This is a genomic window from Rossellomorea aquimaris (genome assembly GCF_008180865.1).
Lineage (GTDB): Bacteria > Bacillota > Bacilli > Bacillales > Bacillaceae_B > Rossellomorea > Rossellomorea yichunensis.
Map to the genome: position 1 here is coordinate 1 of NZ_VTEX01000014.1, position 595 is coordinate 595.

Below are 595 nucleotides of genomic sequence, written 5' to 3' on the forward strand. Positions count from 1 at the left end.
TACATGAAGCTGGAATCGCTAGTAATCGCGGATCAGCATGCCGCGGTGAATACGTTCCCGGGCCTTGTACACACCGCCCGTCACACCACGAGAGTTTGTAACACCCGAAGTCGGTGAGGTAACCTTTTGGAGCCAGCCGCCTAAGGTGGGACAGATGATTGGGGTGAAGTCGTAACAAGGTAGCCGTATCGGAAGGTGCGGCTGGATCACCTCCTTTCTAAGGAAGATTTAACTAAAACGTTTGACAGTCGAAGTTTTGTTCAGTTTTGATGGTTTAATTACTATCAAAACTTTTTGTCTCTTACGAGATAAAAACGGATTTGTTCTTTGAAAACTAGATAAAGATAAATTGATAGTCAAGAAATTACCGAGTATCGCCATTTTAGGTTTTAAACCTGATGTAACAACCAATTCGGTTAAGTTATGAAGGGCGCACGGTGGATGCCTTGGCACTAGGAGCCGACGAAGGACGGGACTAACACCGATATGCTTTGGGGAGCTGTAAGTGAGCTTTGATCCAGAGATTTCCGAATGGGGGAACCCATTGTTCGTAATGGAACAATATCCTTACTTGAATACATAGAGTATGGAAGGC

Annotated in this window: 2 rRNA genes; both read left to right on the forward strand. The window is 44.9% G+C overall.

Features of this window, described 5'->3' with window-relative positions:
* Nucleotides 1–217 (forward strand): 16S ribosomal RNA (locus FZC88_RS23750); the annotation flags it as partial.
* 197 nt (nucleotides 218–414) lie between these two features.
* Nucleotides 415–595 (forward strand): 23S ribosomal RNA (locus FZC88_RS23755); the annotation flags it as partial.